The 26,383-nt window shown below is 71.4% G+C and carries 24 protein-coding genes and 1 pseudogene; 16 read left to right on the forward strand and 9 right to left on the reverse strand.

Translation table 11 applies throughout. The features are described 5' to 3' along the window. Nucleotides 1–37 precede the first annotated feature (37 nt). Entirely contained in the window at nt 38–814 is a 777-nt protein-coding gene (locus tag ACZ7OO_RS25400) for an amino acid ABC transporter ATP-binding protein (protein ID WP_471507937.1), read from the reverse strand. A 317-nt stretch (nt 815–1,131) separates the two neighbouring features. On the opposite strand from ACZ7OO_RS25400, the gene ACZ7OO_RS25405 reads away from it, so the two are divergent. Both ACZ7OO_RS25405 and ACZ7OO_RS25410 read left to right on the forward strand, forming a co-directional pair. Next, entirely contained in the window at nt 1,132–1,818 is a 687-nt protein-coding gene (locus ACZ7OO_RS25405) for a response regulator transcription factor (protein WP_352224499.1), read from the forward strand. 9 nt (nt 1,819–1,827) lie between these two features. Continuing rightward, complete coding sequence (locus tag ACZ7OO_RS25410; RefSeq protein WP_471507939.1) at nt 1,828–3,225, forward strand: sensor histidine kinase; 1,398 nt, start codon at nt 1,828–1,830, stop codon at nt 3,223–3,225. An 81-nt stretch (nt 3,226–3,306) separates the two neighbouring features. Here ACZ7OO_RS25410 and ACZ7OO_RS25415 read toward each other — a convergent pair whose 3' ends face one another. Then, entirely contained in the window at nt 3,307–4,305 is a 999-nt protein-coding gene (locus tag ACZ7OO_RS25415; RefSeq protein WP_471507941.1) for a TAXI family TRAP transporter solute-binding subunit, read from the reverse strand. Between the two features lie 94 nt (nt 4,306–4,399). On the opposite strand from ACZ7OO_RS25415, the gene ACZ7OO_RS25420 reads away from it, so the two are divergent. Continuing rightward, the gene (locus ACZ7OO_RS25420) at nt 4,400–4,810 is read left to right on the forward strand and encodes a pyrophosphohydrolase domain-containing protein (RefSeq protein ID WP_471507943.1); all 411 of its coding nucleotides are present in this window, start codon (nt 4,400–4,402) and stop codon (nt 4,808–4,810) included. A 7-nt stretch (nt 4,811–4,817) separates the two neighbouring features. Here the strand turns inward: ACZ7OO_RS25420 and ACZ7OO_RS25425 are convergent, their stop codons facing one another. The 4 genes and pseudogenes from ACZ7OO_RS25425 to ACZ7OO_RS25440 form a co-directional block, all read right to left on the reverse strand. Then, nucleotides 4,818–6,224: a hypothetical protein gene (locus ACZ7OO_RS25425; RefSeq protein ID WP_471507945.1), complete on the reverse strand. Its 1,407-nt coding sequence runs from the start codon at nt 6,222–6,224 to the stop codon at nt 4,818–4,820. 222 nt (nt 6,225–6,446) lie between these two features. Further along, nucleotides 6,447–6,806, reverse strand: a complete 360-nt coding sequence (locus ACZ7OO_RS25430; protein ID WP_471508272.1) for a DUF6204 family protein — start codon at nt 6,804–6,806, stop codon at nt 6,447–6,449. 129 nt (nt 6,807–6,935) lie between these two features. Further along, nucleotides 6,936–7,518: pseudogene (locus ACZ7OO_RS25435) on the reverse strand (FAD-dependent oxidoreductase); the annotation flags it as partial. A gap of 368 nt (nt 7,519–7,886) precedes the next feature. Then, on the reverse strand, nt 7,887–8,213 hold the full coding sequence (locus ACZ7OO_RS25440) for a LysR family transcriptional regulator (RefSeq protein ID WP_471507947.1): 327 nt from the start codon (nt 8,211–8,213) through the stop codon (nt 7,887–7,889). 312 nt (nt 8,214–8,525) lie between these two features. On the opposite strand from ACZ7OO_RS25440, the gene ACZ7OO_RS25445 reads away from it, so the two are divergent. The 6 genes from ACZ7OO_RS25445 to ACZ7OO_RS25470 all read left to right on the forward strand — a co-directional run bounded on the left by ACZ7OO_RS25445 (nt 8,526) and on the right by ACZ7OO_RS25470 (nt 13,894). Then, on the forward strand, nt 8,526–9,290 hold the full coding sequence (locus ACZ7OO_RS25445; protein WP_471507949.1) for a VIT1/CCC1 transporter family protein: 765 nt from the start codon (nt 8,526–8,528) through the stop codon (nt 9,288–9,290). 137 nt (nt 9,291–9,427) lie between these two features. After that, complete coding sequence (locus ACZ7OO_RS25450) at nt 9,428–10,339, forward strand: NAD(P)-dependent oxidoreductase (RefSeq protein ID WP_471507951.1); 912 nt, start codon at nt 9,428–9,430, stop codon at nt 10,337–10,339. A gap of 238 nt (nt 10,340–10,577) precedes the next feature. Then, nucleotides 10,578–11,114 (forward strand): acyltransferase domain-containing protein, encoded by a 537-nt coding sequence (locus tag ACZ7OO_RS25455; protein ID WP_471507953.1) that lies wholly within the window; start codon nt 10,578–10,580, stop codon nt 11,112–11,114. Nucleotides 11,115–11,317: 203 nt separating this feature from the next. Then, a complete protein-coding gene (gene miaB / locus ACZ7OO_RS25460) occupies nt 11,318–12,847 on the forward strand; it encodes a tRNA (N6-isopentenyl adenosine(37)-C2)-methylthiotransferase MiaB (RefSeq protein ID WP_471507955.1) in 1,530 nt (509 codons plus the stop codon). A 35-nt stretch (nt 12,848–12,882) separates the two neighbouring features. Next, on the forward strand, nt 12,883–13,152 hold the full coding sequence (locus ACZ7OO_RS25465; protein ID WP_471507957.1) for a hypothetical protein: 270 nt from the start codon (nt 12,883–12,885) through the stop codon (nt 13,150–13,152). 34 nt (nt 13,153–13,186) lie between these two features. Beyond that, nucleotides 13,187–13,894 carry a class III extradiol dioxygenase subunit B-like domain-containing protein gene (locus ACZ7OO_RS25470; RefSeq protein ID WP_471507959.1) on the forward strand — a complete coding sequence of 236 codons (708 nt, stop codon included), beginning with the start codon at nt 13,187–13,189 and terminating at the stop codon, nt 13,892–13,894. 76 nt (nt 13,895–13,970) lie between these two features. On the opposite strand, the gene ACZ7OO_RS25475 is transcribed toward ACZ7OO_RS25470, so the two are convergent. Both ACZ7OO_RS25475 and ACZ7OO_RS25480 read right to left on the reverse strand, forming a co-directional pair. Beyond that, on the reverse strand, nt 13,971–14,258 hold the full coding sequence (locus ACZ7OO_RS25475) for an antitoxin (protein ID WP_471507961.1): 288 nt from the start codon (nt 14,256–14,258) through the stop codon (nt 13,971–13,973). 33 nt (nt 14,259–14,291) lie between these two features. Further along, entirely contained in the window at nt 14,292–14,624 is a 333-nt protein-coding gene (locus ACZ7OO_RS25480; RefSeq protein WP_471507963.1) for a hypothetical protein, read from the reverse strand. Nucleotides 14,625–14,804: 180 nt separating this feature from the next. On the opposite strand from ACZ7OO_RS25480, the gene miaA reads away from it, so the two are divergent. The 6 genes from miaA (at nt 14,805) to hflX (ending at nt 22,900) form a co-directional block, all read left to right on the forward strand. After that, on the forward strand, nt 14,805–15,743 hold the full coding sequence (gene miaA, locus ACZ7OO_RS25485) for a tRNA (adenosine(37)-N6)-dimethylallyltransferase MiaA (RefSeq protein ID WP_471507965.1): 939 nt from the start codon (nt 14,805–14,807) through the stop codon (nt 15,741–15,743). A 106-nt stretch (nt 15,744–15,849) separates the two neighbouring features. After that, nucleotides 15,850–16,356, forward strand: coding sequence for a hypothetical protein (locus ACZ7OO_RS25490; protein ID WP_471508274.1), 507 nt, complete (start codon nt 15,850–15,852; stop codon nt 16,354–16,356). 67 nt (nt 16,357–16,423) lie between these two features. After that, entirely contained in the window at nt 16,424–17,287 is an 864-nt protein-coding gene (gene dapF / locus ACZ7OO_RS25495) for a diaminopimelate epimerase (RefSeq protein ID WP_471507967.1), read from the forward strand. Between the two features lie 295 nt (nt 17,288–17,582). Then, the gene (locus tag ACZ7OO_RS25500; RefSeq protein ID WP_471507969.1) at nt 17,583–19,700 is read left to right on the forward strand and encodes a RelA/SpoT family protein; all 2,118 of its coding nucleotides are present in this window, start codon (nt 17,583–17,585) and stop codon (nt 19,698–19,700) included. 69 nt (nt 19,701–19,769) lie between these two features. Further along, entirely contained in the window at nt 19,770–21,251 is a 1,482-nt protein-coding gene (locus ACZ7OO_RS25505; RefSeq protein WP_471507971.1) for a M1 family metallopeptidase, read from the forward strand. A gap of 158 nt (nt 21,252–21,409) precedes the next feature. Continuing rightward, entirely contained in the window at nt 21,410–22,900 is a 1,491-nt protein-coding gene (gene hflX, locus ACZ7OO_RS25510) for a GTPase HflX (RefSeq protein WP_471507973.1), read from the forward strand. 72 nt (nt 22,901–22,972) lie between these two features. Here the strand turns inward: hflX and ACZ7OO_RS25515 are convergent, their stop codons facing one another. Then, nucleotides 22,973–24,199: a trypsin-like serine peptidase gene (locus ACZ7OO_RS25515; RefSeq protein WP_471507975.1), complete on the reverse strand. Its 1,227-nt coding sequence runs from the start codon at nt 24,197–24,199 to the stop codon at nt 22,973–22,975. Between the two features lie 313 nt (nt 24,200–24,512). Between ACZ7OO_RS25515 and ACZ7OO_RS25520 the strand changes: the two genes are divergently transcribed. After that, the gene (locus tag ACZ7OO_RS25520) at nt 24,513–26,117 is read left to right on the forward strand and encodes a diaminobutyrate--2-oxoglutarate transaminase family protein (RefSeq protein WP_471507977.1); all 1,605 of its coding nucleotides are present in this window, start codon (nt 24,513–24,515) and stop codon (nt 26,115–26,117) included. The last annotated feature ends 266 nt before the right edge of the window (nt 26,118–26,383 follow it).

Below are 26,383 nucleotides of genomic sequence, written 5' to 3' on the forward strand. Positions count from 1 at the left end.
ACGACGTCTGTGAAAAGGAAGCGGGTCCTGCCGCGTCTCAGTGGTGCAGGATCTTCGACAGGAAGTCCTTGGCCCGGTCGCTGCGCGGGTTGCTGAAGAACTGGTCGGGCGTGGCCTGTTCGACGATCCGGCCGTCGGCCATGAAGACCACCCGGTTCGCGGCCGACCGGGCGAACCCCATCTCGTGGGTGACGACGATCATCGTCATGCCGTCCCTGGCCAGCTGCTGCATGACCTCCAGGACCTCGTTGATCATCTCGGGGTCGAGGGCCGAGGTCGGCTCGTCGAAGAGCATGACCTTCGGGTCCATCGCCAGCGCCCGCGCGATCGCGACGCGCTGCTGCTGGCCACCGGAGAGCTGTGCGGGGTACTTGTCGGCCTGGGAGCCCACACCGACCCGGTCGAGCAGGGCGCGGGCCTTCTCCTCGGCCTGCTTCTTGTCCGCCCTGCGGACCTTCACCTGACCGAGCATCACGTTCTCGAGCACCGTCTTGTGCGCGAAGAGGTTGAAGGACTGGAAGACCATGCCGACGTCGGCGCGCAGCCGGGCCAGCTCCTTGCCCTCCTGGGGCAGCGGCTTGCCGTCGATCGTGATCGTTCCGGAGTCGATGGTCTCCAGGCGGTTGATGGTGCGGCACAGAGTCGACTTACCGGACCCGGAGGGCCCGATCACCACGACGACCTCGCCGCGGGCGATCGTCAGGTCGATGTCCTGGAGCACGTGCAACGCGCCGAAGTGCTTGTTGACGCTCTTCAAGACGACCAGTTCGTCGGTCGCGGCCGCATCTTCCTTGGCCAACGATACTTCGGTCATCGCTATCGGGCTCCGTCCTCCTCGGTTTCGGAGGAATGTAGTTACCGCGCATGACCAGCGTCATTACATCTGAGGGAGATCTGAGCATCACGATCCGATAGCATTCGGGCACATGTCGTAGCAGCGGCAACCTGCTCGCGTATCGGCCGGGTAACGGAACCGGCCCGCCGCCCGAACCCCCTTGACGCCATCGTCGTCCATCAGCGTGACTGCCATCGTGCACGCGCGTGCGCGCGCCTTCTACAAGGCGCAGGTTTTCCGCAGGCAAGTCGAGAACGAACCAGGACGAAACGACCGTTGAACCGGAGGGGGCCGGGATGAGACTGCTGCTCGTCGAGGACGACAACCATGTCGCCGCCGCACTCTCCGCGGTCCTGGCCCGGCACGGGTTCTCCGTCACCCACGCCCGCAGCGGCGAGGAGGCCCTCCAGGCGCTCGTCCCCGAGGGCGACGGCTACGACGTCATCCTGCTCGACCTCGGCCTGCCGGACCAGGACGGCTACGAGGTCTGCGGCAAGATCCGCAAGCGCACCAGCACTCCGGTCATCATGGTCACCGCCCGCGCCGACGTCCGCTCCCGCATCCACGGCCTCAACCTGGGTGCGGACGACTACGTGGTGAAGCCGTACGACACCGGGGAACTGCTCGCCCGGATCCACGCCGTCAGCCGGCGCACCCACCACGAGGACGGCCCGGCCGGCGGCGACAACGCGCTCCGGCTCGGCCCGGTCCGCATCGAACTGCCCACCCGCCAGGTCAGCGTGGGCGGCACGGTCGTCCAGCTCACTCGCAAGGAGTTCGACCTGCTGGCCCTGCTCGCCCAGCGGCCCGGTGTGGTCTTCCGCCGGGAACAGATCATCAGCGAGGTCTGGCGCACCAGTTGGGAGGGCACCGGCCGCACCCTGGAGGTGCATGTCGCCTCCCTGCGCGCGAAGCTGCGCATGCCCGCGCTCATCGAGACCGTACGCGGCGTGGGTTACCGGCTCGTCGCCCCGGCCGCGTAGCGGGGACGGGTGCGCACACGTCTCCTCCCGCTGCTCATCGTCCTGCTGGCGGCGGTCCTGCTCGCGCTCGGCGTCCCCCTCGCCGGCAGCGTGGCCGCCGCCCAGCAGCAGAAGGTCGTCGTGGACCGGATCGACGACACTGCGCGGTTCGCGGCCCTCGCCCAGTTCGTCACCGACGCACCCACCACCGCGCGCCCCATGCGCACGGACGACCGGCAGGAGACCCTGCGCCGCGAACTGATCAGCTACTACGAGGTCTACGGCATCCGCGCGGGCGTCTTCTACCGCAACGCGTCCTCCATGGCCAACGCGCCGGACGACTGGGTCCTGCCGAAGACGGGCGAGGTACGCGACGCCTACGAGGAGGCGCTGCTCAGCCGGCGCAGCCACGACCCGCAGCAGGTGTGGCCCTGGCAGCGCACCCGGCTCGTCGTGGCCTCGCCGGTGATCCGTGACGGAGACGTCGTCGCCGTGGTGGTCACCGACTCGCCCACCGGGCCGATGCGTTCACGAACCCTGCGCGGCTGGCTGTTCATCGGCGCCGGCGAGATCGCCGCGATGCTGTTCGCCGTCGGCGCGGCCCTACGGCTGACCGGGTGGGTGCTGCGGCCCGTGCGGGTGCTCGACGCCACCACCCACGAGATCGCCAGCGGTCGGCTCAAGTCCCGGGTCGCGGCGGCCGGCGGTCCGCCGGAACTCAGACGGCTGGCCCGGGCGTTCAACGAGATGGCGGACAATGTCGAGGACGTGCTGGAGCAGCAGCGCGCGTTCGTCGCCGACGCCTCCCACCAACTGCGCAACCCGCTGGCCGCGCTGCTGCTGCGCATCGAGCTGCTCGCCCTCGAACTCCCCGCGGACAACGAGGAGATCGCCTCGGTCCGCACCGAGGGCAAGCGGCTCGCCCAGGTCCTGGACGACCTGCTCGACCTCGCGCTGGCCGAGCACGCCGAGGCGGACCTGATGCTGACCGACGTCGGGCGGCTGGCGGCGGAACGGGTCGCGGCGTGGGCGCCGGCGGCGGCGGCGAAGGGGGTCCGGCTGAGCGGGGAGTGCCCGGCGACCACCGGGTGGGCCGACCCGATCACGCTGTCCAGCGCACTGGACGCGGTGATCGACAACGCGGTGAAGTTCACGCCGGAGGGGGGTTCGGTGGAGGTGGGAGTGGCGGCCGACGGTGATGTGTCGAAGGTCGTGGTGACCGACACGGGGCCGGGGCTGACCGCTGAGGAACTCGCGCGCGTGGGGGACCGGTTCTGGCGGAGCGGGCGGCATCAGAACGTGAAGGGGTCGGGGTTGGGGTTGTCGATCACACGGGCGTTGCTGGCGGCGGGTGGGGGCTCGTTGTCGTGCGAGCACCATGAACCGCGGGGGTTGCGGGTGACGGTGGCGGTACCGAGGAGCCGGTGAGAGAGGGGTGGGTGCGGATGCGGTCGGGTGCGGGCCGGTGGGGCTGGTCCCGCTGCTGACGGGCGTTTCCCTGGGGGTGCTTCACGGCTTCACCGAGCGGTAGTACCGTCGTGCGCCCTCCTGCAAGGGCAGCGGGTCCGTGTAGATCGCCGTGCGGAGGTCCACCAGTTGGGCCGAGTGGACATGGGCGCCGATGTCGTCACGGCTCTTGATGACCGTGCGGGTCACCCACTCGGTGAGGCGCGGGTCCATGTCCTTGCGGGTCATGAGGAGGTTGGAGACCGCGATCGTCGCCACCGTGGTGCCCTGCTGTACGGACGGATACGCCGACTCGGGCATGTTGGTCGCCCGGTAGTAGAGCGCTGCCTCGCTCTCGGAGTGCAGCTTGGTGACGAGACTGCCGTCTATCGGCACGAACGTGAAGCTGAACTTCTTCGCGAGGTCCAGCAGCCCCTTGGTGGGCAGTCCGCCCGACCAGAAGAACGCGTCGATCTTGCCCCGCCGCAGCTGGTCCGGCCCGGTGTCGATGCCGTCGGACACCGGGGTGACGTCCTTCGCGGGGTCGATCTTGGCGGCCCTGAGCACCCGGTCGGCGATCAGCCGGACACCCGAGTTGGGCAGTCCTATCGCCACCCGCTTGTGCCGTAGTTGCGCGACGCTGGTGATGCCCGAGTCGCGCCCCACGACGAGCTGGACGTAGTCGTCGTAGAGCCGCGCCACCCCGCGCATCCGGTCGGCGCCCCGGCCGTCGTTCAGTTCGTACGTCTCCACCGCGTCGGCCGCCGCGATGGTGAAGTCGGCCTGACCGGTCGCCACCCGCCGCACGTTCTCGTACGACCCCGCGCTCTGGACCAGCTTCACCTTCAGCCCCGGCATGTCCCGGCCCAGCTCGGTGCGCAGCCGCTCGCCGTACTCCTGGTAGACCCCGCGCAGCGTCCCCGTGCTGAAGGTGATCGTCCCGGTCGGCGGCTTCTCGCCCAGCGGCAGCAGCCACCACAGCAGCAGGCCGAACGCGACGAAGCCTGCGGCCGAGCCCTGGAGCGCGCGGCGCCTGCCGATGCGGGGGAAGACCTTGGACATGCGCGCGATCCTGCCAGCCGGTCACGTTCCTGACCAGGGCCGGGGGCAGGGCACCGGGCCGGGAGTGTCAGTGGTGGCAGCTAGAGTCGTTCGCATGACCAGCTCCTCACCCGCCCGCCTCGTCCGCGAGTTCCACCACGCCTTCGGCCTGGACGCCCGCACCACGCCGACCGAGGTGTCCGCCGAGCTGGCCGCGCACCGGGGGGAGTTGCTCGCCGAGGAGGCCGCGGAGGTCGCCGAGGTGTCAGTCGCCGGGCCCCTCGACCGGCTCGCGCACGAACTGGCTGACGTGGTCTACGTGGCGTACGGCACCGCGCTGGTGCACGGGATCGACCTCGACGCGGTGATCGCCGAGATCCACCGGTCCAACATGAGCAAGCTGGGGCCCGACGGGGAGGTCGCCCGCCGGGCCGACGGAAAGGTACTGAAGGGCGAGCACTACCGGGCGCCGGACATCTCGGCCGAGCTGCGCCGCCAGGGCTGGATACCCGGCGGCGCGGCCTGACCCGGGCTCAGAGCGTGCCGCCCGCCAGCTTCCACTCGCGGTGCAGGGCGCCCAGCGGGATGCTTCGCTGCACCGCCGGCGTACCGAAGATCGACAGCTGGAGGCGCAGGGTGCCGGAGAGGTCGACACCGCCGTACAGGTTCCAGGCGCCCTGGGCGTCCGCGCCCGGGGTCGCGGAGGTGGCGGTGACCGTGTCGATGGCCTCGCCCCGCAGATAGGGGGCCAGGTCGGCGGTGACGCCCACGGTGCCGTAGAGGCCCACCGAGGCCTCGGCGCCGAGCGCGGTCTTGATGATGCCGGCGGTGGTCAACGAGGTGCGCACCGGTGTGCTCGTCATGTCGGAGCTGCTCACCGGCGTCCAGCCCTGGGCCATGCCGAAGGTGCCGCCCGCCTTGAAATCGCCCTTGAGGCTCTGCGCCACGTCGACGGTGATCTTGCCGTCGCCGCTGATCTGGAGATAACAGGTCAGGTCGAGGTTGACCACGACGGGGACCGGCCCGACCTGGAGGACGGGGTCGGCGTGCAGTTCGGCGAAGGGGATGCGCAGCGGGGTGGCCGTGGCCGCCGCGGCCCGGCCCTTGACCGCCCAGCCCGAGTCCCAGTCGCCGGAGACGCCGAGGTAGGCGGCGCCGGGCGCGGCGCCGGTGCCCGCGCCGCCGTAGGCGAAGTCGACCTGCGGGGCGACCTGGACGAAGCCGGACACCGAGGCCGAGTCGGACGCCGGAGCGCCCGTGGCGGTCGGGATCTCGGCGCTGACGTCCAGCCGGAGACTGCCGAGCGGCACGGTGGCGCCCTCCGGGCCGACGTGCACATCACCCGACTCGGCCCAGGACACCTTGACGCCGGGCAGCAGCTTGTCCACGTCGAAGGTGTCGGGGGCGACCGGCACGGTGCCCTTCGCGGTGTCGTCGCCGAGCAGGGCGTCGAGCGTGGCGGGCTGGGTCTGCACCTCGGTGCCCTCGTCGGTCTCGCCGATCACCTTGGTGACCTTGGCGAGCAGTCCGTCCGGGGCGCCGGGCGCGGGGGCGCTGGCGATCACGTCACCGACGGCGGCCTGCCCGGGTGCTGCCGGGGGCGCTGCCGACGCCGAGGGGCTGGGGGAGACGGTCGGGGACGCCGAACTTCCCTTGGCCGTCTTGGATATGACGGCACGCCGGGTCCTGCTGTCGTACGAGGCGATGGTGAGCTTGGTGCGGTGCGCCGGGCGGCCCGAACCCGCCGGACCGGCGGTCGCGGTCGCGGTGGCGGTGGGCGCGGCGGCGACGGCGAGCGACTGGCCGTCCGTGCGGGCGGTGGCGGTGGTGTCGTCGGAGACCCGGCCGTTCTCCTGGGCGCGGTCCCCGGCGGAACTCTGGTGCGGGGGTGCGGAGCAGCCCACGGCGAGAAGGAGGGCGGTCACGGCGAAGGCGGGCATGAGGGCATGCCCGGGCCTCGTGCGTCTGCGCAAGGTCAGTCCTGAGGGTGGGGGGTGACGAAGAGACACCGACGATGGCTACCGACGGGTAGAACCGGCCGGTAACTCGGTGCGGCCCCGAGCATGCCACGCCCGCGGACACCTGGCCTCTGCAATCCGGCCACAGCCCAACGTGACCTGAACCACGGCGACTTCAGGCCGCCGTGGCCGTTTCCGGGAAGCTCAGCCCTGCTGCTGGGCGGCAGCCCGGCGCTGCCGTTTGCTCAGGGGTGCCTGCGAGAGATCCTCCGCGCGGGACCGGAGGTTCTTGTGGCCGTACCCGCGCTCGGCGAGCCACTCCCTGGCCGCCTCCTCGGCGCGTTCGGTCGCCTCCAGGATGTCCTCCTCTTCCTCCCCGGTGTCCAGGAAGCGGAAGGTGAAGGCGCCCCTCGCGGCGATGTCGTAGCTGAGATGGCCCTCGGGCGTGAAGGCCGCGCGCAGCACGTCGTGGTCGGCGGCCCTGGACAGCAGTTCGGCGCGCTGCTCGGTGCTGAGGCCGTCGAACACGCCGCGGACGGTGACGCGGAAGGTGCGGGTGGTCATGCCGGGACCCTGGGCAGGGCGGGGTGCGCTGCTCCACCGGATTTCCGGCGCCCGTCGGACGCTCCCCAGCCGCCGACCGGCCGACCCGGAAGTTCCAGCGGCGTGTCCGTCTTCCTGGAGGTGGAGGGCGGCCATCTCCACGCGCTCCCCGCCGCCGACCACGAGCAGCCGGGTGGGGACGGTGCTGGAGTCGGTGCCGTGCCGGTTCGTCCAGGGCTGGGCCTCCTCGACGCCCGGGATGTCGGGCGGCACCGGCCGGCTGCGGTGGCGACGGCCACCGCGTGCCGGGCGACGAGGGTCTGCCGGGCGCTGTCGTCCCGGGTGACGGTGACCCGGCGCGGCCCGTCGAGCCGGCCGTGTCCGCGGAAGAGGTCGGCGCCGACGGACTTCACCCACAGCGCCTGCCCGCTGTCGTCCCAGTCGGTGACGTAACGGTTGCGCCGGGCGAAGGCGGCGTCGTTGTCGAGCCGCCCGGTGACGGCATGCCGGGCGCCGTCCACGCGGCGGGCGTCGGCGACCGCGATGACCGGCCGCAGCAGCGCCTTGCTGGGGACGCAGGCCCGGTAGGAGCACTCGCCGCCGACCAGCTCCCGCTCCACGACGGCGACGGAGAGGCCGGCGGCCGGGCCCGGTCGGCGACGTTCTGCCCGACCGGCCCGGCGCCCAGGACGATAAGGTCGTAAGTGCCGTTTGTGTAGGTTTGGTGCGGCATGCTCATTACTGCCACACATGACGGTCGGTGCCGATCCGGGCTGTTGGTCACCACCTCGGAGGCGGTGACTCCCCGTGCCGTACGGGGCAGCCGCTGGACGCGCGGAGTTGATCGCCCTACGGCCATACGCCTCGCAAAGACCCGTCATAAGCGCTGCCTCTGGCCGCCCGGCTCCCCCGACCGGCCCAAACACGGCGGGGGCGGGGCGGCCCGGGCGGGGACGCCGCCACGGTCCGCGCCCTTATGGGGGCCATCGGATCCGCCGATGGCCGGACCGGAATCGGTGGCGGGTCCCGGCGCTTGTGGACTCCCGTCACCTCATGCACGAGGCGACCGGTTCGCCCCTTATCTTCCACACCGAGGACATCTCATGGGATCTGTTGATCTGACCGGACGCGTGGCTCTGCTGACCGGCGCGACGGATACGCCTCGGCCAGTTCGGCGAGCGCCGGGTCGAGCAGCCCGGACGGCAGCTCCAGAGGGATCCCGATGCGCAGCGCCCCGCTGCCCGGCCCGGCGTACCCGGCCATCACTCGTAGCGCCTGATCGTGCCGGGCGAGCACCGCCCGCGCCTCGCCGACCAGCGCGGTCCCCGCCTCGGTGGCCCGCACCCCGTTACGCCCGCGCACCAGCAGCCGCACGCCCAGCTGCCGCTCCAGCCCGCTGATCGTCTGCGACAGGGCGGGCTGACTCACATGCAGCCGCCGCGCGGCAGCGGACAGCCCGCCGCCGCGCGGCAGCGGACAGCCCGCCCTCCTCCACCACCGCCACGAACGCCCTCAGCTCCCGCAACTCCATGCCACCCATGCCATCACGCCCGCCGACGGGAGTCACACTTATACAATTCTCACGTTGCCTATCCTTTCCGGCGATAACACTTATCTTGCGATATCTATCGCAATGGGGAAACAGTGCGGCTTTCCGTACGTTGATGTGTATGGCGGTGAATATCCGGCAGGCCGGGATTCGTCGCCGATGGAACCACCATCGAAGATCGGAGTGCTGCGATGTCGCTGACGTCATCCGAACGGCCGTACGTCGCTCGCGCGGACACGGTGAACGCCGAGACCAGGGACCCCGCCGGGCGATCGCGGCGCGGTGACCGCTCGGGCGCCCTGCGCGCCGCGGTGTTCGGCGTCAACGACGGCCTGGTCTCCAACACGGCCCTGGTGATGGGCTTCGCCGGATCCGGCGTCCCGGGTACGGCGGTCCTGTTCGCCGGAGTCGCGGGACTGCTGGCCGGAGCGTTCTCCATGGCCGCCGGCGAGTACATCTCCATGCGCAGCCAACGCGAGGCCTACGAACGCGAGATAGCGGTCGCCGCCGACCGGCTGCGCGCCGACCCGGACGCGCGGCAGGCGGAACTCGCCCAGGTCTACCGGGACAAGGGACTGGACTCGGACGACGCCCGGCATGTCGCGACGACCATCATGCGGGACCACGACACCGCCCTGAACACCATGGTCCGCGAGGAACTCGGGCTGGACCCCGACGAGTTGGGTTCACCGTGGTCGGCGGCGTTCTCCAGCCTCGCCTCGTTCGCCATCGGCGCGCTGACCGCCGTACTGCCCTTCCTCTTCCTCTCGGGGACGACCGCACTGCTCCTCGCCGTCGCCCTGGCGGGCAGCGCCCTGTTCGCCGTCGGCGGTGCGATCGGCCTGCTCAACGGCCGGGCCCCGCTGCGCTCCGGAGCCCGTCAGCTCTTCGTGGGCGCCCTCGCCGCCGCGGCCGTATTCGGGATCGGGCATGTGGTCGGCGCCAGAGTGGGCTGACCTCGACCTCCGCGGTCACTTCGACACGGTTCGTCACCCATAAGGGCAGCCTGCGCAGCACCGGCGGACCTCAAGTTGAGCGACTCGATCATGGCGGCGGCCGCCCCGGTCGCCGGACCTTCCCCGGAGAGCGTGTGATGACAAAGCGAACTGAACAGACCGAACGAACAAGCACAGCAAGGACCCGGGTCGCCGTCCTCGGCGCCGGTGTCATGGGCGCCCCCATCGCGCGCAGTCTGCTGCGCGCCGGGTTCGACGTGACGGTGTGGAACCGGACCCGGCAGAAGGCGGAGGCGCTCGCCATCCAAGGCGCGCGGGTGGCCGGGACCCCGGCCGGGGCGGCCGCGGAGGCCGAGTTCCTGATCACCATGCTCACCGACGGTGCCGCCGTGGAGAGCGCGATGACCGGCGCCGAGGGTGCCCTGACCACACTCAAGCCGGGCGCGGTCTGGATCCAGATGAGCACGGTCGGCGTCCACGCCACCCGGCACCTGGCGGAACTCGCCGAGGGGACCGCCGCGTTCGTCGACGCCCCCGTCTCCGGGAGTTCCGAGCCCGCGGAACGGGGCGAACTGCTCGTCCTCGCCTCCGGGGATCCGGCACTGCGCCCCCGCGTACAGCCACTGCTCGACGCGCTGGGTCACCGGACGCTGTGGCTGGCCCACCTCGGCGACGGCACCCGCTTCAAGCTCGTCCTGAACAACTGGCTGGCGGTCCTGGTCGAAGGCATGGCCGAGACCGTCAGCCTGGCCGGCGCGCTCGGGCTGGATCCGCGTCTGGTGCTCGGCACCCTCACGGAGAGTCCGCTGGGATCCCCCTATGCGACGGCCAAGGGGCGTGCCATGGTCGAGCACGACTTCACCCCGGGTTTCCCGCTGCACCACGCGGGCAAGGACGCGGCCCTCGCCCTGGCGGCCGCCGACCACCGGGGGCTCGAACTGCCGCTCACCGAAGCACTGCTGAAGCGCTGGGACGAGGCGATCACGTCCGGCCACGCCACGGACGACGTGGCCTCGGCCATCACCGCGGCCGAACCGGCACGGGCCTGAGCCCGACGGGGGCGGGTGGGCCGCGGTGTCCGCGGTTCTCGGCGCGACGGTTCGCCCCTCGGGCCACGGCAGGAACTCGGTGCGGGCACACGGCCACCGTCACGCGCCCTCCGTCCACGCACGCCCTCCGCAGGCGTCGCCCGCCCCAATAGCGCCGCTTGTTTCCTGATCGGCCGCGCGCCTTAGCCTTCCCGGGCCCCCGGCCGGCATCGCGAAGCCGCGCCCGGCCGAGCTGCTGGTGCTGTCCACCAAGTCCCCCCAAAGCCTGGACGCACTGGCCGAACGCTGGGCGGAGCACCTGTCCCGGACCGACCGGGAGACCCTGCCGACGGCCGTCTTCACCGCCGCCGCCGGACGCGCCGCACACCGCCACCGCCTCGCGGTGACCGGGCGGGGCGGTATCGAGATCGCCAACGACCTGCGGCTGTGGCGGACCCGCCGGACCTCGCCGTCGGTCACCGGCGGGCACCCCGCGAAGCCCGCCAGAACCGCCTTCGTCTTCACCGGCCAGGGCACCCAGTACCCGGGCATGGCCCGCGAACTGTACGAAGCCGAACCGGCCTTCGCCGCCGCCCTCGACCGGTGCGCCGAGCTGCTCGACCCCGAACTGCCTGTACCACTGCTGCAGTTGCTCTCCGGGGAGCGGGCCCCGGGAGCCCTCGACGACACCCTCCCTGGGTACGGCCCTCACCCGGCGCGCGGCGCGGATCCGGGGCGTGCGGGAGGCCACCTCGTACTGGACGGCGGGACGCGCGCCCGCGCTGCGTTCCCGTGACGGTTCCATCAGGCCCATCACGCTCTCCTTGATCGGGGACGAGGACGATCGCGCCAACCGGTGGGCCCCGGCCCCACTGCGCCGCCTCCACGATCGCGTCGGACTGCGCGAGGACACCGGGGCGCAGCCCTAGCGGCGTGCTGATCCGGCTGCCGCCACAGGCGTGGGGACAGGGCACCGAGGACAACGCCTACCCTTGAACCATGACCAGAAGCAGCGACCGGAGCCCCGCAGTGGACGTTCAAGGATCCAAGAGTTACGAAATCCGCACCTACGGGTGCCAGATGAACGTCCACGACTCCGAGCGATTGTCCGGGCTGCTGGAGGAGGCGGGATACGTACGCGCGCCCGAGGGCTCCGACGGCGACGCCGATGTCGTCGTCTTCAACACCTGCGCCGTCCGGGAGAACGCCGACAACCGCCTCTACGGCAACCTCGGCCGCCTCGCCCCGATGAAGACGAAGCGCCCCGGTATGCAGATCGCGGTCGGCGGCTGCCTCGCGCAGAAGGACCGCGACACCATCGTGAAGAAGGCCCCCTGGGTCGACGTCGTCTTCGGCACGCACAACATCGGCAAGCTGCCGGTCCTGCTGGAGCGCGCCCGGGTCCAGGAGGAGGCGCAGGTCGAGATCGCCGAGTCGCTGGAGGCGTTCCCCTCCACGCTGCCGACCCGGCGCGAGAGCGCGTACGCGGCCTGGGTGTCGGTCTCCGTCGGCTGCAACAACACCTGCACCTTCTGCATCGTCCCGGCCCTGCGCGGCAAGGAGAAGGACCGCCGCACCGGCGACATCCTCGCCGAGATCGAGGCCCTGGTCGGTGAGGGCGTCAGCGAGATCACGCTGCTCGGGCAGAACGTCAACGCGTACGGCTCCGACATCGGCGACCGGGAGGCCTTCAGCAAGCTGCTGCGGGCCTGCGGGAACATCGAGGGTCTGGAACGGGTCCGCTTCACCTCCCCCCACCCCCGCGACTTCACGGACGACGTGATCGCGGCCATGGCGGAGACCCCGAACGTCATGCCCCAGCTCCACATGCCGCTCCAGTCCGGCTCGGACACGGTTCTGAAGGCGATGCGCCGCTCGTACCGGCAGGACCGCTACCTCGGGATCATCGAGAAGGTCCGGGCCGCCATCCCGCACGCTGCGATCACGACGGACATCATCGTGGGCTTCCCTGGCGAGACGGAGGAGGACTTCGAGCAGACCATGCACGTGGTCCGTGAGGCCCGCTTCACCCAGGCCTTCACCTTCCAGTACTCCAAGCGGCCCGGCACCCCGGCGGCCACCATGGAGAACCAGATCCCCAAGGAGGTCGTCCAGGCGCGCTACGAGCGTCTCGTCGCCCTCCAGGAGGAGATCTCCTGGGACGAGAACAAGAAGCAGGTCGGCCGCACCCTGGAGCTGATGGTCGCCGAGGGCGAGGGCCGCAAGGACGGCGCCACCCACCGCCTCTCCGGCCGCGCCCCCGACAACCGCCTGGTCCACTTCACCAAGCCCGACCAGGAGGTCCGCCCCGGCGACGTCGTCACCGTCGAGATCACGTACGCCGCCCCGCACCACCTCCTCGCCGAGGGCGCCGTACTGGACGTGCGCCGGACCAGCGCGGGCGACGCCTGGGAGAAGCGCAATGCCGCCGAGGCGGCCAAGCCGGCGGGCGTACTGCTCGGACTGCCGAAGATCGGCGTACCGGAGCCACTGCCTGTGGCCTCGGGGAGCGGCTGCGGCTGCGACTGACGGCCTGCCACAGTACGGGCGGAAAGGAGCATCACATGTTGCCGCACCGAGTTGCGTTCACCGAAGAGGCCGCCCAAGTGCGCGACAGCCTGTCTGCCGACAGGCGTGATGTGCTGGAGCGCGGCCTGGCCATACTGGTGACCGAACCGCGGCACAAGCTCTCCCATCCCGTCCGCGGCGACGAGTCGACGCGGGAGATCGCCCTCTCCCGCAACCTCTTCGTCGAGTACGTCATCAGCGATGGCAAGCTCGTGGTGCTCGTCCTCACATTGATCGACCTGACTGACGTCCTGATCGAGGACTGACTCCTGGGCGGCCGTCGCCGCTAACCTGCCGATCATGCTTGTCGCAGCAGCAGTCTGCCCCTGCCCGCCGCTTCTCGTCCCCGAGGTCGCCGCGGGCGCCGCCCCCGAACTGGACGCCGCCCGTGCCGCCTGCGCCGACGCGCTGGGCGTGCTCGCCGCCGCGCGGCCCGACCTGCTGGTGGTGGTCGGGCCCGCCGAGAAGCCCGGGCGGGGCGTGTTCCCGCAGGGCAGCCGGGGCTCCTTCCGGGGCTTCGGCGTCGACGCCGACGTACGGCTGGGCAGCGGCGAGGCCGGTGAGCGGGAGCTGCCGGCCTCGCTCGCCGTCGGCGCCTGGCTGCTGGAGCGCACCGGCTGGGCCGACGCACCGATCGAGGGGCTCGGCGTGGGCGAGCCTCTGGAGGCTGAGCGGTGCGTACGCACCGGCCGGGAGATCGCCGGCCGGGCCGCGCGAGTGGCGATGCTGGTCATGGGCGACGCCAGCGCCTGCCGCACCCTCAAGGCGCCGGGCTACCTCGACGAGCGGGCCGCCCCCTTCGACGCCGAGGCCGCCCGCGCGCTCGGCACGGCCGACATCGCGGCGATCAAGGCCCTCGACACCGAGCTGGCGTACCAGCTCAAGGCCTCGGGCCGGGCCCCCTGGCAGGTCCTGGCCGGCGCTGCCGAGGACGCGGGCCTTGCCGGGGCGCTGCTCTACGACGACGCGCCGTACGGCGTCGGCTACCTCGTGGTGACCTGGTCCTGACCGCTTCGGGAAAACGGCGGACGGCCGGGAGTCGAGTGACTCTCGGCCGTCCGCCGATCTTCGTGGTCCGCCTGGTTCAGGGTGCCGGCGGCGGTCCCTCCGGCCGGGTCGGGGTGATCGGGCCGGTCTCGGTACCGCCCGTCGCGTCCGGGTGCACAAACCGGTCCATGGCGTCCTTCGCCTTGCCCGTACCCGTCTGGATCTTGTCGCTGTACTTGCCCTTGGTTTTCTCGTCGACGACCCGCGCGGCCTTGTCCATGCCGTGCTGGAGCTTGTCGATCTTGTCCTCGTGCTGCTGCGCGAGGTGAGAGGCCCTGTCCTTGGCCGGGGCGAGCTTGGCCTTCAAATTGTCCAAAAGACCCATGGTTACCTTCCCTATGGCTTCCCTCGCGGGCCGCTATGTGCGGGCGCCCTCGCCGGCCTCGTTGTCAGCGGCTTCCTTGGCGGACTGCTGCTGGGGGATCTCAGTGCTGTCGGCGCCGGTGACCCCGACGGGATCCGGTTCCGTGCGCGCCTCCGCGCTCCCGCCGTCGTCCTCGCCGGGCCCCTTCGCCGCCGTCGCCCCGGCCGCCTCCTTCACCGCGTTCTCCGCCGCGTTCTCCGCCTCGGACCCGTTCACTTCGGGCCCGTTCGCTTCGGCCCCGTCCGGCTCGGTACCGGCCGGCGTCTCGGCGCCCGGCTCCTCCGTCGCCTTCGACTTCTTCCCGAGGAATCGTGCAAAAACGCCCATATCCACTCCATACGTTACTCGTGCGAGCGAAATCCCGCGTGACCCGGTGCGTCCGTCTGCGCCACCCCCGGTCACCGCCTCTCTCAGGCGACAGGAACCTCGCAACGGGCAACGAAGCCGGACACGGACTGTCACGTAACTCGTTCGAGACCCGCCTGCGAGGTTTGCGAGACTGGTGCGGTGAGCAGCGCATCCTTCGCCCCCCGTGTCATCGCCGTCGTCGGCCCCACCGCGGCCGGAAAGTCCGACCTCGGCGTCTTCCTGGCCCAACGGCTCGGCGGCGAGGTCGTCAACGCCGACTCCATGCAGCTGTACCGGGGGATGGACATCGGCACCGCCAAGCTGACGCCCCAGGAGCGCGCCGAGGTCCCGCACCACCTGCTCGACATCTGGGACGTGACCGTCACGGCCTCCGTCGCCGAGTACCAGCGGCTCGCCCGCGCCCGTATCGACGCCCTGCTCGCCGACGGCCGCTGGCCGATCCTGGTCGGCGGCTCCGGGCTCTACATCCGCGGTGCCGTCGACAACCTGGAGTTCCCCGGCACCGACCCCGAGGTCAGGGCCCGCCTGGAGGAGGAACTCGCGCTGCGCGGTTCCGGCGCCCTGCACGCCCGGCTGTGCGCCGCCGACCCCGAGGCCGGACGCGCCATCCTGCCCAGCAACGGACGCCGTATCGTCAGGGCCCTGGAGGTGATAGAGATCACCGGCCAGCCCTTCACCGCCAACCTCCCGGGCCACGACTCCGTCTACGACACCGTCCAGATCGGCGTCGACGTGGGCCGCCCCGAGCTCGACGAGCGCATCGCGCTGCGCGTCGACCGGATGTGGGAGGCCGGGCTCGTCGACGAGGTGCGCGCGCTGGAGGCGCACGGGCTGCGCGAGGGCCGTACGGCGTCGCGTGCGCTCGGCTACCAGCAGGTCCTCGGGGCGCTCGCCGGGGAGTGCACGGAAGCGGAAGCGCGGGCCGAGACCGTCCGTGCCACCAAGCGCTTCGCACGCCGCCAGGATTCATGGTTCAGGCGCGACCCCCGGGTGCACTGGTTGAGTGGGGCCGCGGCGGACCGCGAGGAACTTCCGCGGCTGGCCCTGGCGTTGCTCGAACGACCGGTCACAGCCTGATCACGTCATGGCATCGGGATGCGCCACCGGTCATCGAGGCCTCCGGCGCCGTGCCATCATCGAGCTTCGATCGCAAGTGGAGTCCTAGTTGGGAGGGCGCGTGGCGATGGAGGCCGGCCCTCGCGACACCGCACAAGACACCGAGCACGTCGCCGTGGAACCGGGTGATCCGGAAGACGGCGAGGACCGCCTGACATCGGACGGTCCGGACGACACGGTGGGTGGCGGCGTGACCGCAGACGGCCCCGAGCCGGAAGAGATGTTCACCAGCGGCCCCGAGGTCGAGGTCGAACTCCGCCCGCAGCGCCGCCTGCGCCTGTGGCAGCTGGCCCCGATCGTGGGCCTGGCCGCGGTGGGCTCCCTGATGTTCGCTTTCCCGCTGGCCTTCGACTTCGGCGACAGCGGCGCGGTGATCGCGATGCTGGGTCTGCTGATCTGCTCCTGTGCGGCGGGCTGGGGCATGATGGCGGCCCGTAGGGTGGGCTACACCCTGCCGGGCTTGCCGGCAAAGGGCTCGGGCCGCAGGCCCGACTGGCGGGTCGTGATCGGCTACGTGCTGCTGGTGGCGGTCGTGGTCGTCCTGGCTGTGTGGCGAGTGGCGCGACTGCGCTAGCAGGCGCCGCCGACCGGGGGCGAGGCCGACGCCGAAGGACCACACACCCCTCCTTTACCCTCGAAGAATGAGCATCCCCTTCCTCAAGGGCCACGGCACCGAGAACGACTTCGTGATCGTCCCGGACCCGGACAACGCCCTGGACCTCACCCCGGCCGCCGTAGCCGCCCTCTGCGACCGCCGGGCCGGCCTCGGCGCGGACGGCGTGCTGCACGTCGTCCGGTCCGCGGCGCACCCCGAGGCCAAGGGGATGGCCGCCGACGCGGAGTGGTTCATGGACTACCGCAACGGCGACGGCTCGATCGCCGAGATGTGCGGCAACGGCGTCCGTGTCTTCGCCCGCTACCTCCAGCACGCCGGCCATGTCACGGAGGGCGATCTCGCCGTCGCCACCCGTGGGGGAGTGAAGACCGTCCACATCGCCAAGGACGGCGACATCACGGTCGGTATGGGCAGCGCCCGCCTCCCCGAGGGCGAGGTGACCGTGAGCGTCGGCGACCGCACCTGGCCCGCTCGGAACGTGAACATGGGCAATCCGCACGCCGTCGCCTTCGTCGCGGACCTCGCGCACGCCGGCGACCTCTACAGCCCGCCCCCGTTCAGCCCGCCCTCGGCCTACCCCGAAGGGGTCAACGTCGAGTTCGTCGTCGACCGCGGCCCCCGCCACGTCGCGATGCGCGTGCACGAGCGCGGCTCCGGCGAGACCCGCTCCTGCGGCACCGGCGCCTGCGCGGTCGCCGTGGCCACCGCCCGCCGTGACGGCGCCGACCCCGCCGTCACCGGCACCCCGGCGACGTACACCGTGGACGTGCCCGGCGGACGGCTGGTCATCACCGAACGACCCGGCGGCGAGATCGAGATGACCGGCCCCGCCGTGATCGTGGCCGAGGGCGAGATCGACGCCGAATGGCTGGAAAACGCCGCCCGCTGAACCGGCCGAACGTCGCGAACCGTGGTCCGGGACGCCGTACAACACCCGGATCCGCGGCCCGCGTTGCCCCCGGTGGCGAGAAACGGCGGCCACCCCCCGAACAGGTGGCGCAAAAGCGTAAACCTCCAATTCGTCGCTCGAATGGGTGATCCGTTTCACGCTCGGCGAGAGGCGGTCAGTCGGGCCTGTTGGGCTCGATAGCATCAAGCACCGGCACGGACGGGGGAATGTCACCAATCCCTGAGCCGCGTATGCCCTGGGGCCCCGTCCGCCGGTCCACGAGCCGGAGGTGCCCATGAGTGCGGAGGCCACGAACCCTGCGACGCCCGGACCTGTAGCGCCCACAGCGGCCCGCAGGAAGGCCCGCGCCCGCATCGACCTGCGCCGGCTGGGCCGGGCCGCGCTGCTCGGCAACGCCGCCCGCGGCAGACTCCCCGACGCCATCGGCCATGTCGTGGAGGCGCACCGCGCCCACTACCCCGACGCCGACCTCGAACCCCTGCGCCGCGCCTACGTACTGGCCGAGTCCTCGCACCGCGGCCAGATGCGCAAGAGTGGCGAGCCGTACATCACCCACCCCCTCGCGGTCACCCTGATCCTCGCCGAACTCGGCGCCGAGACCACGACCCTGACGGCCTCTCTGCTCCACGACACCGTCGAGGACACCGACGTGACCCTCGACCAGGTGCGGGAACAGTTCGGCGAGGAGGTCCGTTACCTGGTCGACGGGGTGACGAAACTCGAGAAGGTCGACTACGGGGCCGCCGCCGAACCCGAGACGTTCCGGAAGATGCTCGTCGCCACCGGCAGCGACGTCCGGGTGATGTCGATCAAGCTCGCCGACCGTCTCCACAACATGCGCACCCTCGGCGTGATGCGCCCCGAGAAACAGGAGCGCATCGCCAAGGTCACCCGCGACGTCCTCATCCCGCTCGCCGAACGGCTCGGTGTGCAGGCCCTGAAGACCGAGCTGGAGGACCTGGTCTTCGCGATCCTGCACCCCGAGGAGTACGAGCACACACGGGAGTTGATCGCCGAGAACGCGGCCCGCGCGGACGACCCCCTCGCCGAGATCTCCGACGAGGTGCGCGGGGTGCTGCGCGAGGCCGACATCCCCGCCGAAGTCCTCATCCGGCCACGCCACTTCGTCTCCGTCCACCGCGTCAGCCGCAAACGCGGCGAGCTGCGCGGCGCCGACTTCGGCCGGCTCCTTGTGCTGGTCAACGAGGACGCGGACTGTTACGCCGTCCTCGGCGAACTGCACACCTGTCTGACCCCGGTGGTCTCGGAGTTCAAGGACTTCATCGCCGTACCGAAGTTCAACCTGTACCAGTCGCTCCACACGGCGGTGGCCCGTGCCGACGGGCAGGTCGCCGAAGTCCTCATCCGCACCCACCAGATGCACAAGGTCGCCGAGGCCGGTGTCGTCGCCCTCGGCAACCCCTACGCCCCGGCCGCCGACGCGCCCGTCTCCGACGCCCCGGCCGACGGCGAGCGCGCCGACCCCACCCGCCCCGGCTGGCTCTCCCGCCTCCTCGACTGGCAGAAGGCCGCGCCCGACACCGACACCTTCTGGTCCACCCTCCGGGAGGACCTCGCCCAGGACCGCGAGATCACCGTCTTCCGCCCCGACGGCGGCACCCTCGGCCTCCCCGAGGGCGCCACCTGCGTCGACGCCGCCTACGCCCAGTACGGCGAGGACGCGCACGCCTGCATCGGAGCCCGGGTCAACGGCCGCCTCGCCACCCTCAGTACCGTCCTCAAGGACGGCGACACCGTCCAGCTGCTGATGGGCCAGGACCCGGCCTCAGAACCCTCCCGGGAGTGGCTGGAGCACGCCCACACGCCCGCCGCGCGCATCGCCATCCAGCGCTGGCTCGCCACCCACCCGGACAGCACCGAGGAGCTCCACGCTCCCGTGGCCGTACCCACGCGCCCCGTCCCGGAGCCCCAGGCCCCCACCCCCCGCACCGCCAGCGCCGTGGTCGTCGACCGGCCCGACGCGACCGTACGGCTGGCCGGCTGCTGCACCCCCGTACCGCCCGACGAGGTCACCGGCTTCGCCGTGCGCGGGGGAGTGGTCACCGTGCACCGCGTGGCATGCGCCTCGGTGGCGCACATGAAGGGCACCGGGCGCCCCGAGGTCGCCGTGAACTGGGGCGACAGCACCGCCTGCCGGGTCACCCTGGTCGCCGAATCGTTCGGCCGCCCCCATCTGCTCGCCGACCTCACCGAGGCGATGGCCCTGGAAGGCGCCGAGATCGTCTCGGCGACCGTGGAACCGCCGAGCCAGCAGCGCGTCCGCCACACCTACACCGTCGAGCTCCCCGACGCGGCCCACCTGCCCGCCCTGATGCGCGCGATGCGCAACGTGGCCGGCGTGTACGACGTGGACCGAGCGCAACACCAGTGAGTTACTCGTTCGAGTGGATCGGACGCGCGTCGTCGCCGTGAGCCGGGAACGCGCTGGTAGCGGTGGTCCATGTCGCTCACCCTCCGCGCCCGTCGGCCCAGGCGCCGGCACGCCGCCCTTCTCGCCTCCGCCGTCTCCGTCGCCCTGCTCGGCGCGAGCGCCCCGCCGGTCCCGCTGGGGCTCGGCGACCGGATCTTCCCCTACCTGGGCAACCCGGGGTACGACGTGGCGTCGTACGACCTCTCCTTCACCTATCCCGGCAGCAACGACAAGCCGCTCCAGGCCGTCACCACCATCGACGCCTGGACCACCGCCGACCTGGACCGGGTCAACCTGGACTTCGCGCACGGCAAGGTCGAGTCCGTCGAGGTCGACGGGCGGTCCGCTTCCTTCGACAGCGCCGGTGAGGACCTGGTCGTCACCCCGGACCAGCCGCTGCGGCAGGGCAGCTGGACCCGGATCACCGTGAAGCACACCAGTGACCCGGTGGCCGCCAAGGGCCAGGACGGCGGCTGGGTGCGCACCACCGACGGGCTCGCCATGGCCAACCAGGCCGACGCCGCCCACCTGGTCTTCCCGTGCAACGACCACCCGTCCGACAAGGCGATGTTCACCTTCCACATCACCGCCCCGAACGGCTACGCCGTCGTCGCCAACGGGCTCCCCACCGACTCCGCCCGGGTCGGCCGCCAGACCACCTGGACGTACCGCACCCAGCACCCCATGGCCACCGAGCTCGCCCAGGTCTCCATCGGCCGCTCCGCCGTGCTGCACCGCACCGGACCGCACGGACTGCCCGTCCGGGACGTCGTCCCGAGCGCCGACGCCAAGAAGCTCGAACCCTGGCTGGCCAAGACCCCCGACCAGATCGCCTGGCTGGAGAGCAAGGTCGGGACGTACCCCTTCGAGACGTACGGCGTGCTCATGGCCCAGGCGTCCACCGGCTTCGAACTGGAGACCCAGACCCTCTCCCTCTTCGAGAAGAACCTCTTCACCGAGCCCGCGTACCCCAAGTGGTACCTGGAGTCGATCATGGTGCACGAGCTGTCCCACCAGTGGTTCGGCGACAGCGTCAGCCCGCGCGTCTGGTCGGACGTGTGGCTGAACGAAGGCCACGCCACCTGGTACGAGGCGCTGTACGCGGAGGAGAAGGGCCACAAGCCCATGATCGACCGGATGAAGGCGGCCTACGGCGCCTCCGACCGCTGGCGCGCCGCCGGCGGGCCGCCCGCTCTGCCCAAGGCCCCCGAGCCCGGCCAGAAGATCAGCATCTTCCGCCCCAACATCTACGACGGCGCCGCCCTGGCCCTCTACGCCCTGCGCCAGGAGATCGGCAAGCCCGCCTTCGAGCGCCTGGAGCGGATCTGGGTGCAGCGGCACAAGGACGCCACCGCCACCACCGCCGACTTCGTCCAGCTGGCCTCCGCCATCGCCGGCCGCGACCTCACCGGTTTCTTCGACGCCTGGCTGTACGGCGAGAAGACCCCGCCGATGCCCGGCCACCCGGACTGGAAGCAGGTCCCGGCCCCGGCCAAGCAAGCCAAGAGGTGACGGCGGGGCGGCCCACGGAATAACACGATGCCGGGAAGGGGCGTAGCGTGCGACCATCATGGGGTCGGCGTGGTACGGGTCACGGGGAATCTCCCGGGGTATTCGTACGTTGAGCCAATGAACGCCGATTTTCGGCATCCCATCGACGTAAGGACCCAATGACCTCCTCTTCTTCCCCTTCCCAGGACACCAGGCGCCTCGCGCAGGACTACCCCGACGGTCTTCGGGCCGATGCCCTGATGGAAGAGGACGTCGCCTGGAGCCACGAGATCGACGGAGAGCGGGACGGCGACCAGTTCGACCGCTCCGAGCGCGCGGCCCTGCGCCGCGTGGTGGGCCTCTCCACCGAGCTCGAGGACGTCACCGAGGTCGAGTACCGACAGCTCCGTCTGGAGCGGGTCGTGCTGGTCGGGGTGTGGACCACGGGCACCGTGCAGGACGCGGACAACTCCCTCGCGGAGCTGGCCGCCCTCGCCGAGACGGCGGGCGCGCTGGTGCTCGACGGTGTCATCCAGCGCCGCGACAAGCCCGACGCGGCCACCTACATCGGCTCCGGCAAGGCCCTGGAGCTGCGCGACATCGTCCTCGAAACGGGCGCGGACACCGTCATCTGCGACGGTGAGCTCAGCCCCGGCCAGCTGATCCAGCTGGAGGACGTCGTCAAGGTCAAGGTCATCGACCGCACCGCCCTGATCCTGGACATCTTCGCCCAGCACGCCAAGTCCCGAGAGGGCAAGGCGCAGGTCGCGCTCGCACAGATGCAGTACATGCTGCCGCGACTGCGAGGCTGGGGTCAGTCGCTGTCCCGGCAGATGGGTGGCGGTCGCGGTGGCCTGGCCACACGTGGTCCCGGTGAGACCAAGATCGAGACGGACCGGCGGCGGATCCGCGAGAAGATGGCGAAGATGCGCCGGGAGATCGCGGAGATGAAGACCGGCCGCGAGATCAAGCGCCAGGAGCGCCGCCGCAACAAGGTGCCGTCCGTCGCCATCGCGGGCTACACCAACGCCGGCAAGTCCTCCCTGCTCAACCGCCTCACCGGCGCCGGCGTCCTGGTCGAGAACGCCCTGTTCGCGACCCTGGACCCGACGGTCCGCCGTGCGGAGACCCCGAGCGGCCGTCTGTACACGCTGACGGACACGGTCGGGTTCGTGCGCCATCTGCCGCACCACCTGGTCGAGGCGTTCCGTTCCACCATGGAGGAGGTCGGCGACGCCGACCTGATCCTGCACGTGGTCGACGGCTCGCACCCGACCCCGGAGGAGCAGCTGGCCGCCGTCCGCGAGGTGATCAGGGACGTCGGTGCCACCGACGTACCCGAGATCGTGGTGATCAACAAGGCGGACGCGGCGGACCCGCTGGTCCTCCAGCGCCTGCTGCGCAACGAGAAGCGCTCCCTCGCGGTCTCGGCCCGCACCGGCCAGAGCATCCAGGAACTCCTCGCTCTGATCGACAACGAGCTGCCCCGCCCGTCGGTCGAGATCGAGGCCCTGGTCCCGTACACCCACGGCAAGCTGGTCGCCCGCGCCCACAACGAGGGCGAGGTCCTCTCGGAGGAGCACACCGCCGAGGGCACCCTCCTCAAGGTCCGGGTGCATGAGGAACTGGCGGCGGAACTCGCGCCGTACGTCCCGACTCCGGCTGCCTGACGACTGGTATGTGAAGGCCCGCCCCCTTTTTTTCAAGGGGGCGGGCCTTCACTTGCCCAGGGGCGACCGTCCCTACTGCCCCGCGAACTCCTTACTGACCCCCTCATACACACCCTTTGCCACGTCGCCCAACCGCGGCCCGGCCAGCCACCCCGAACTCACCGGCCCGATCGACGTGTTGGACACCAGCGCCGGCTTGCCGTCGGCGCCCGTCTCCACCCAGCCGCCACCCGACGCCCCACCGGTCATCGTGCAACCGATCCGGTACATTGTCGGCGCCGACGCGTCGACCGACAGCCGCCCCGGCTTGTCGGCGCACTGGTACAGCAGCGACCCGTCATACGGCTTCGCCGCCGGATACCCGGTGGCCGTGATGCTCGACACCTTCGGCACGGCCGGCGCGTCGAAGTTCACCGGAAGCGCCGAGCCGACCGTCTCCTCAAGGGACTTGCCGCCACTGCCCTGCTCCGGCGTCACATGGATCACGGCGTAGTCGTACGACGCACCGTCGCCGCCCGTCTCCCCGCCCTGGTCGATCCACTGCTGCGAGGTCTGCGCCCCGTCACCCCACCAGACGCCGTACGGCGCGACCTGGGAGCGCGTCGCCTGCGTGAGCGCCGTGCCCGTCAGCCCCCGGTCGTTGTACGACGGCACGAACGCGATGTTCCGGTACCAGCCGCCGCTCTTGCCGGCGTGCACACAGTGTCCCGCCGTCCACACCAGGTTGGACCTGCCCGGGTGCGCCGGGTCCTCGACCACCGTCGCCGAGCAGACCATCGTGCCCTCGGGGGAGTCGAAGAACACCTTCCCGGCGGTGGCCGCGTTGGCGTGGTACGCCGGCTGCACAGCCCTCGCCTCGACCGGGTCCGGCGTCGGGTCGGTCACCCCCTGGTCACCGGAGATGTCGTTGGCGTCGACACCCTTGTCCTTGTCCGGGTCGTTGGCGTCCCGCATCCGGTCCGGGTCCCACAGGCCCTTGATGATGGGGTTGACGAAGTCGTTGGCCTCTCGCAGCCAGTCGTCCCTGTCCCAGTTCTTCCAGGCGCCGTTCTTCCACTTGTCGATGTCGATCCCGTGCTCTTTGAGCTTGTTCTTGATGTCGTCCGGGATCTTGATCTTGCCGTCGCCGGTGTCGCCGGTGTCGGCGGTGGCGGACGCGGACGCCGGGCCGGCCGCGTTGTCGTCGCCGGAACTGTCGCAGGCTGTCGCGGTCAGCGCCAGCGCCGAGGCGAGGGCGACGGCCGCCAGCACCCGGGGCGCGCCCCTTCGCAGGGTGAACGACGGCCGGATGGATCGCATGGTGGTGACTCCCCCTGTCGGCAAGGAACTTCAGCGCCACACACTATGCGGTTGCTGTGCGGGACTTCCCGTGGAAGGGCAACGGTTTCGCTACGGGCCGTCCGCCCGGAAAACCCCGCTCAGCTGCCACTTCGGTCACAGCCGTCGTCGGTCTCGTGGGCGAGTTCGAGGAGCAGGGAAAGGGTGTGGCAAGGATCTTGAGGCAACCCGTAACTCCGTGGACGGTCCGGGGTTGGTAGCGGTGGGGGTCCCGCTGCCTGTGCCCGGTGCCGCCGATCAAGTCGCCTCTGGACAGCGGGGAGGACAGCGAGCCGTGGCCGTGACGGAGTCGGTGACCGGGGGGACGTTCGCAGGAGCGCGCGCGGCGCACGAGGGGATCCTCAGACGCCAGTCGGCGCGCGAGTCGCGGGCGCGGACCTACGCCCGCGCCCTCCCCATCGTGCCGGTGCGGGCCCGGGGCCTGACCATCGAGGGCGCCGACGGCCGCCGCTACCTGGACTGTCTCTCCGGCGCCGGCACCCTCGCGCTCGGCCACAACCACCCGGTCGTGCTGGAGGCGATCCGCAAGGTCCTCGACTCCGGCGCCCCGCTCTCCGTCCTCGACCTGGCGACCCCCGTCAAGGACGCCTTCACTACCGAACTGTTCCGCACCCTGCCGCCCGGCCTCGCGGACCGTGCCCGTGTCCAGTTCTGCGGGCCCGCCGGCACGGACGCCGTGGAAGCCGCCTTCAAACTCGTCCGAGCCGCGACCGGCCGCACCGGCATCCTCGCCTTCACCGGCGCCTACCACGGGATGACCAGCGGCGCGCTGGCCGCCTCCGGCGGAGCCGACCACGTCCGGGTCGCCCGGCTGCCCTACCCCCAGGACTACCGCTGCCCGTTCGGTGTCGGCGGCCCAGGCGGCGCCGAACTCGCCGCCCGCTGGACCGAGTCCGTCCTCGACGACCCCAAGTCCGGTGTTCCGCTGCCCGCCGGGATGATCCTCGAACCCGTTCAGGGCGAGGGAGGGGTGATTCCCGCACCGGACGACTGGCTCCGCCGCATGCGCCGACTCACCGCCGACCGGTCCATCCCCCTCATCGCGGACGAGATCCAGACCGGGGTGGGCAGAACCGGTGCCTTCTGGGCCGTCGAACACAGTGGCGTGACCCCCGACGTGATGGTCCTGTCCAAGGCCATCGGCGGCAGCCTCCCCCTTGCCGTCGTCGTCTACCGCGACGACCTCGACGTCTGGGAACCCGGCGCCCACGCCGGCACCTTCCGGGGCAACCAACTAGCCATGGCCGCCGGCACGGCCACCCTCACCCACGTCCGCGAAAACGGCCTCGCCGAACGCGCGGGCTTGCTCGGCTCCCGCATGCTCTCCCGACTGCGCAGACTCCAGGAGGAGTTCGCGTGCGTGGGTGATGTGCGGGGGCGGGGGCTGATGATCGGGGTGGAACTGGTGGACCCGGAGGGAGAGGACGAGGTCGGGAGCTCTGGCGAGGCCGGGGGCTCTGGCGAGGCCGGGGGCTCCGGCGAGGTCCGGGGCTCCGGTAGGGCGGTGGCGATGCAGGTCGGTTCCGTGGGCGCGGGTGACTGGGACGGCGGCGCGAGGAGTGGGTGGGACGGTGGTGCGGTGAGGGGGCGGGACGGTGGTGCGGTGAGCGGGTGGGACGGTGCGGCCCGGCCGCGCCCCGCCGCTCCCGAACTGGCCTCCGCCGTGCAGCGCGCATGCCTGGATCGCGGCCTGATCGTCGAACTCGGCGGCCGCCATGCCGGTGTCGTGCGACTCCTCCCGCCACTGACCATCACCGACGAACAGGCCGACGCCGTCCTGGACCGCCTCGCCGACGCCGTGGCGGCGGTGGCCCGCGACCCGGCCGCCCACGGCGTACGGTGCCGCCGACCCGATGGCCGCAAGGAGCCGGCCGGCTAGCCCACGCATCCGGAACGAGCCGACCAGCCGTCGTGCCCTGGGCGACCCGGCCGGACGGCTCGCCCGGAGGGACCCGCCCCGCCGGACCACCCGAACGGCGCCGCCCACCGGACCGCCGTCAGCAGGTGGTCCGCCCGGTGCCGCCGAGGCGAACCAGTCGGCCGGCGAGCCCGGAGCGGACCGGCCGGCCCGACCGGCCCGTACAGGAAACCCCACATCGTCCACACCTCTCTCATCACGACAGCCAGCACTCAACTCCAGTCCTG

Source organism: Streptomyces sp. NPDC111744, from assembly GCF_055634995.1.